Below are 6,497 nucleotides of genomic sequence, written 5' to 3'. Positions count from 1 at the left end.
CAAAAGTACTTACTTTTAAGGATGGGAAAACAATGGATCACGCACTTTCTTTGGAATTGGATCCGACAACGATTGCAGCAGACTCTCGGATACATGACTTATCTGAGGTTAAACAAAGCGGCATGGCATGGGTGAAAAACCACGTTCAAGAGGTGAATAACTGGGTTGAGCGAGATGGTTTTGCATTGCTTCGTGGCTTAAATATTGTGAGCACGAATCAGTTTAGCGCCATACTTGAGACCTTGTTTGGTGAGCGCTTAAGCCAGTATGTTTATCGCTCTTCGCCACGAACGGCGCTGAACAACAATATTTACACCACCACGGAATATCATGCCGATCAAGTGATCCTGCAGCATAACGAAAATGCTTACTCCAATGTTTGGCCGATGCGAATGGGCTTTTTTTGTGTGATCCCAGCAACTACGGGTGGGTGCACACCACTTGCCGACAGCCGTGAAGTATATCGTCGTATTCCCAGTGAATTAAGAGACAAGTTTGAGCGTTTAGGTGTGCAGTACGTGCGTAACTACGGTGATATCGACCTACCTTGGCAAGAGGTTTTTCAGACCGAGAGTAAAGCCGAGGTTGAGCAATATTGCCGACAAAATGAAATCGAATTTACTTGGCTTGATGATAAAAGGCTACAAACCAAGCAATGGCGTCCGGCGGTCATGCGTCATCCAAAAAGTGGTGAAAAGGTATGGTTTAATCAAGCTCACTTGTTCCACTGCTCGAGTCTAGATAATCAACTCAGTGCACAAATGCGTGACAGTATCGGCAGCGAATTTTTACCTCGTAACGCCTTTTTTGGTGATGGTAGCGAAATAAGTGACCAAGACATCAAGCTTATCAATCAGGTTTATCAAGACCTCACTTTCGCTTACCCGTGGCAAAGAAACGATATTTTGCTGCTGGATAATATGCTGTTTACTCATGGCAGAGAGGCCTATACAGGCACTCGTAAAGTACTAGTTGGCATGGCAAATATCGCGTCAGCATAACTAGTTGGTACTCATTCCGATGAAAGTCGGGCAACAACATTTGTTAGTGGTTATGTGGTTGGTAATGTAAGGAATGAAAAAATGAAATGGCTAATACAACTACGGCTAAGAATGATGATGCTATTTTGCATCACCTTAGCACTGGCTTCTTGTTTGCAGAAAAAGAGCGTCGCAGATAATCACACTATTATGCCTAATCAATTAGAAATGATAGAGGCGGTGGTGAAGGAATATTGCGATGCCAACCTATTCTTTGGCACGGTTTATATCACCTCGGTTGATAAAGTGGTGTACCAGTCCAACTGCGGACCACAAAACATGCAATATGATGTTGATAACAGCGTTAAGTCCAAGTATCGCATCGGCTCCAATACCAAAGCGTTTTCGGCCGCTATTTTAATGAAGATGTTAGATGGCAAGGACTTACGGCAGGAAACCATTGGCGATCACTTGCCTTGGTACCCAGATAACCAATGTGCGGATGTTTCGCTACATCATTTGCTTACCATGTCGTCTGGGATCAATAACTACAGCGACAACGAAGCCGTATACGATAATTACGGTTGGCGGCCTTATTTATATAATTCGAGTCTAGACCTTAACGGTCCGGAAGATTTTAGTAATCGCTTTTGCACCTGTGGTGCCGAAGCGGGGCAAAGTGGCACACCGTCATTTACGCCCGGCAGTAAGTATGAATACAGCAACTGTAACTACTATCTTATTGGTAATATCATCGAGCAATTAGCGGCCGGAAAACAAGGCAATATCGGTCGTGAGTATTGGTTTGCCAATATCGTTCAAGAGCAAATTCTAAATCCGCTTAGCATGACGGACAGCGGCTCTTACAGTGCGATTGGTGTCTATTCAAATATGACCACAGGTTATATTTATAATCAAAACCAATACTTATCGCTTGCCAATGGCCGTCCACCAGCTACAGGTGGACCTGCACCTTACGAAGACATTTTAGTGAATCCATATAGCAACCCATTAGTGCTGTATTCAGCTGGAGATTTGTATTCCACAGTGGAAGACATGCATAAATGGGATCAAGGCTTGTATGGCACTCAAATCTTAAACGATACCCAGAAACTAGCGGCCTTTGCTCCATACTCTAACACTGGTAGCAGCGACGAGTGTGAATACTATGGCTATGGTTGGTTTGTGACTTATGTCGACCCAAACCAGTACGGCAAAGTGGCAAATTGCCCCGAAAACCCAGCCGATGCAAATCTCAGAATGTATGAAAAATTTTTACAGTACTCTGGTAGTTATCCCTATTCATGGGTGACCAGTTTCACCCGTTTACTAGAACGAGATCAAAGCATCATGGTGTTTAGCAACTATGTGAAAGAGGGGATTGAGTCAGATTGTATCGCTAAGGAGATCCGCAACATTATCTTCTATAGTGATAAACACCGTACTGAGCAATGCCAGCAAGATTTGAATCAGGCATAACGCGGTAGGGAAAAATACCGAGCTTTCGCGCTCGGTTAAACAAATTAATAGAACGCCTGCAGTAGGTGGCAACGTTTCGCTCAGTTGTATTTGTGACACTGTGCAAATCCTTGGTTGTTCTTAGGTTTACTTCTTCATCATGGATGAAGGCGGTAAAGCTCAGAGTTGAATAAGTGCAGCTTGTTTGATTTTGGGTACTAGGGCAAGTGCCAATATGGTGCTTGATGAGTTCGACAACTGTTTAAATAAATCATAGAGGATGAATTATGGCAGTGACAAAAACAGCGAAGGATGACAAGGCGAGCGATGCTCCAGAACAACAGGAATCACAACTTGTTGCTGATGAAGACAGAGCAGCCGTTGCTCAGCTGATTGTCGACAAATACACAAAATGGTCGTTTGGCTCTGGGTTTATTCCCGTTCCTGCGGTTGATTTAGTGGCGTTGACAGGGATCCAAATGAAGATGATAGGCGAAGTAGCAAAAGTCTATGGTCAATCATATGGTGACAACAAGCTGCGTGGCACAGTAAGCGCATTGATCGGCGGCTCTTTTCCACAAACCTTAGGGGGCGCGGGACTAAGCAGCTTTTTGAAGGCGGTTCCTGTCCTTGGCACGTTAAGCGCAATCGCATTTATGCCAGTTGTGTCTGCGGCATCAACACACGCAGTAGGCGCAACTTTTGTTCGACACTTTGAAAATGGCGGCACGCTGATAGACCTGAATCTAGCAAGTATGAAAGGGGATATCGCAGACATCGCAGCTAAGTATCGTGCAAATAAAGGGAATGCGGACGCAACAGCTACAGCGGAAAAAGCCACAGTATAACCGATACTGGCTGACATAAACCGGCAGGCAACTGCTGGTTTATTCTTCGCACCGAAATTTATCAATAACTTGGAGAAAATTATGCTTATCGCTTTATATTTAGTGTTATGCATTTTAACTGGCTATTGGGGACGAAACACCTTTGCCGGACCTGTGGGCTTCTTTTTAATTTCGTTGATGTTTACGCCTATTGTTGGCTTGATCATTTTACTAGTTGGGCAAAAGCGCAAGCCCACAGAGGTGAATGACGAGGAATGAGATCTTACATTGCCGATAAAACTGGGCGATTTATAAATATAACTTAATGTTTTAATGCAATATTTATTTAAATCCAACAGGCAGTTTTGATTTTTAGGGACTATGCTAAGTAGCATGCGCGGGCGGTAGCCCAATAACAATAAAAGATAATAACAATGGTATTGTACGAATTAATTCGCCGACATATTCAGATAAAGAAAAGGACCTTTATTGCACTGGGGTGCATTTCTGGTTTGGCCAACGCGTTGGTGCTTGCGCTTATCAACAACGTAGCTGCCAATATCTCTGATATTAATAAAGAAAATCATATTCTTTACTACTTGGTGCTATTTACACTGACGATTGCAATATATGGTTTCACTCAGCAAAGATTGATGACTAAAGCCGCGCAAATGGTGGAGCGTGCCATAGATAAATTGAGAGTCGATTTGTTTGAAAGCATTCGTCATACCGAGCTGTCAACGTTAGAGAAAATTGGCAAAGAGCGGATCTTTAATACCATCAGCAAAGAGTTACAGACCATATCTCAGTCGGCGCAGCTGTTTGTGATCATTGGTCAATCTATCAGTTTGGTGTTTTTTACATCTCTTTATATTGCCTGGCACTCTTTTGTGGCGTTTATGGTTATATCGACACTGATTTTGGTCGGCGCCAGTATTCACCGTTTACGCGCCAATGAAATCCAGCGCAACATGCGCATTTCTTTTGAAAGCGAAAATCAGCTTATTCAACGCTTATCTGATTTGCTCGATGGCTTTAAAGAAGTAAAGCTCAGTGAGCCAAGAGCGGAAGATTTAGAACATGAATATCGTCGCGATTCGAATCGTGCAAGGCGTGCAAAAACCAAAACCCAAACCTTGTTTGCGACCGACTTTATTCTGTCGCAAATCACCTTTTTCGCAGCGACAGGCGCGATGGTGTTTATCGTCCCTATGCTCTCTGACGTGTATACCGATGTGGTCATTAAAGTTACCACCGCATCGCTATTTTTAATCGGCCCTATTACCAGTATTGTTGGTGGGATCCCCGTTTTCACCACCGCAACAGAGGCGGCGCAAAACGTCTTAGCATTGGAGCGCGATTTAAAAAATGTCCAAGATGAGCAAGAGGTTAAACGACCTGAACCGAGTGAAAGCCTAACCTCATTCAATGCCATCACCTTAGCGGGGGCGTTTTATCAACATCAGAAAAAATCGAGCGATCGTCCGTTTGCTGTGGGGCCGGTGGATATCACCTTTGAACAAGGAAAAACCACTTTTATTACCGGTGGTAATGGTAGCGGTAAAACAACGTTTATACGGATGTTGACTGGCCTTTATGAATTACAGAGCGGACAAATCCTTTTGAATGGCAAAGCGGTTACGGAAGATAATCGCCTTGCTTATCGAAGCTTATTCACAGCCGTTTTTGCGGATTTTCATTTGTTCCAGCAGCTCTATGGTATCCGTGATTTGAGTACTGAAGAAATCGACGAATGGTTGGACTTTTTAGAGATGCGCGCCAAAGTGGGTATTCAAAATGGGGCGTTTAGCACCATAGATCTATCGTCAGGTCAGCGCAAGCGCTTAGCGCTTTTGAGTACCATTTTAGAAAATCGTCCCATTTACATCTTTGATGAGTGGGCGGCAGATCAAGATCCTATCTTTAGGCGAAAATTCTATGAACAAGTGCTACCTCGTTTAAAAGCGCGTGGTAATACCATTATTGCCATCACCCATGACGATGCCTATTTCCATTTGGCCGATGTGCACTTAAAAATGGAGGAAGGTCAGTTGTTAGCACACCACGACAGTGAAAGTAATGGAGTACCATCATGAACATTAATATTTCAGGGGATTTTGCCTTACTCGTCGCCGGCGGCTTAATACTGGCGCTGATCCTATCTAATTTGCTCATGCGGGTGTTAAAGCGTTACAAGCCCAAGTGGCATAAGCGTATTTTGTCTTGGCGTTTTCGCGCTGGTGTGACGTTACTTATTCTACTGTTTATTGCCGTTGCATTGGTCAAAATCATTTTTATCAAGGTAGACTCAGGTCAAGTTGGAGTACTGTGGAAGCGCATTGGCGGTGGTACGTTCGTAGAACATCCATTTTATGAGGGCACGGTGCTAGTTTATCCTTGGGATACATTGACAATTTATTCGAGCCGCTTCCAAACCGCGACTACTCAGGTACATGCGATCACCTCTGAGGGCCTGCGGATCCAGCTAGATATTACCGTGCGTTACCGTCCTGTAGTGGAGCATATTCCTTACCTGCATAAATTAGTTGGAGCGGATTATTTAGACGAAATGGTGATCCCTGAGGTTGCCTCTGCAGTGCGCATGATTGTTTCTGACTATACTGCGGAGCAAGTCTATGGTCATCAGCGTCTAGAAGTTCAGGCTCGGCTATTGAACACGGTGTTAAAGGAGCTACAGCTGCAAGAAAAAACAATTCTTGAGCAAGAGAACAGTACGATGCAAGGGCATAATTTAGTGAACCTTGACGATATGCTTATTCGGCAGGTGGATGTGCCAGATAAAGTACATAACGCAATTATTTCTAAAGTGAATCAGATGTACTTAAATCAAGAGTATGAAATGCGTTTAGAAGTAGCCAAAAAAGAAGCTGAACGGAAAAAAACCGAAGCGCAGGGGATAGCCGACTTTCAAGAAACGGTGAGTGGCGGGATATCTGAAACCTACCTAAGGTGGCGTGGCATAGAAGCAACCATAGAGCTGGCGAAATCTAATAACGCAAAAGTGGTGGTAATAGGCAGTGGTAAAGATGGCCTACCATTGATCTTAAATACGGAGGGCAGCACATATGCTTTGCCAGCCTCGGTTAACCCAAATGCTACGGATCCACAAAGCCAAGAGCCGCAAACGCCTAATGCAACTAAATCAAAGTAAGGAATAGTTACATTTTCAGTATCACGGACTACACTGTGGCGATAAAGGAAAAGAGAAGGA

6 protein-coding genes are annotated in these 6,497 nt (G+C 43.9%); all 6 read left to right on the top strand.

The features are described 5' to 3' along the window. Nucleotides 1-32 precede the first annotated feature (32 nt). The 6 genes from EXT47_RS14860 to EXT47_RS14840 all read left to right on the top strand — a co-directional run bounded on the left by EXT47_RS14860 (nt 33) and on the right by EXT47_RS14840 (nt 6,437). Nucleotides 33-1,001, top strand: a complete 969-nt coding sequence (locus EXT47_RS14860) for a TauD/TfdA family dioxygenase (protein ID WP_010607107.1) — start codon at nt 33-35, stop codon at nt 999-1,001. Nucleotides 1,002-1,082: 81 nt separating this feature from the next. After that, nucleotides 1,083-2,459 carry a serine hydrolase gene (locus EXT47_RS14855; protein ID WP_069021375.1) on the top strand — a complete coding sequence of 459 codons (1,377 nt, stop codon included), beginning with the start codon at nt 1,083-1,085 and terminating at the stop codon, nt 2,457-2,459. A gap of 266 nt (nt 2,460-2,725) precedes the next feature. Continuing rightward, nucleotides 2,726-3,286 carry a YcjF family protein gene (locus tag EXT47_RS14850; protein WP_010607109.1) on the top strand — a complete coding sequence of 187 codons (561 nt, stop codon included), beginning with the start codon at nt 2,726-2,728 and terminating at the stop codon, nt 3,284-3,286. 81 nt (nt 3,287-3,367) lie between these two features. Further along, nucleotides 3,368-3,544, top strand: coding sequence for a hypothetical protein (locus tag EXT47_RS23870; protein WP_017217212.1), 177 nt, complete (start codon nt 3,368-3,370; stop codon nt 3,542-3,544). A 155-nt stretch (nt 3,545-3,699) separates the two neighbouring features. Then, entirely contained in the window at nt 3,700-5,361 is a 1,662-nt protein-coding gene (locus EXT47_RS14845; protein ID WP_130126958.1) for a cyclic peptide export ABC transporter, read from the top strand. After that, complete coding sequence (locus tag EXT47_RS14840; protein WP_039494118.1) at nt 5,358-6,437, top strand: prohibitin family protein; 1,080 nt, start codon at nt 5,358-5,360, stop codon at nt 6,435-6,437. The genes EXT47_RS14845 and EXT47_RS14840 overlap by 4 nt, the downstream gene beginning before the upstream one ends. Nucleotides 6,438-6,497: the final 60 nt, after the last annotated feature.

Origin of the sequence: Pseudoalteromonas sp. CO342X (assembly GCF_004208915.1) — a bacterium.
GTDB lineage: Bacteria > Pseudomonadota > Gammaproteobacteria > Enterobacterales > Alteromonadaceae > Pseudoalteromonas > Pseudoalteromonas maricaloris.
Note: the sequence above shows the minus strand (reverse complement) of the source record. Positions and strands in the feature narration are given on the sequence as shown.

Coding starts and splice junctions, on each gene's coding strand:
- EXT47_RS14860 (WP_010607107.1), top strand. CDS start 33: ATGGATCACGCACTTTCTTTGGAATTGGATCCGACAACGATTGCAGCA.
- EXT47_RS14855 (WP_069021375.1), top strand. CDS start 1,083: ATGAAATGGCTAATACAACTACGGCTAAGAATGATGATGCTATTTTGC.
- EXT47_RS14850 (WP_010607109.1), top strand. CDS start 2,726: ATGGCAGTGACAAAAACAGCGAAGGATGACAAGGCGAGCGATGCTCCA.
- EXT47_RS23870 (WP_017217212.1), top strand. CDS start 3,368: ATGCTTATCGCTTTATATTTAGTGTTATGCATTTTAACTGGCTATTGG.
- EXT47_RS14845 (WP_130126958.1), top strand. CDS start 3,700: ATGGTATTGTACGAATTAATTCGCCGACATATTCAGATAAAGAAAAGG.
- EXT47_RS14840 (WP_039494118.1), top strand. CDS start 5,358: ATGAACATTAATATTTCAGGGGATTTTGCCTTACTCGTCGCCGGCGGC.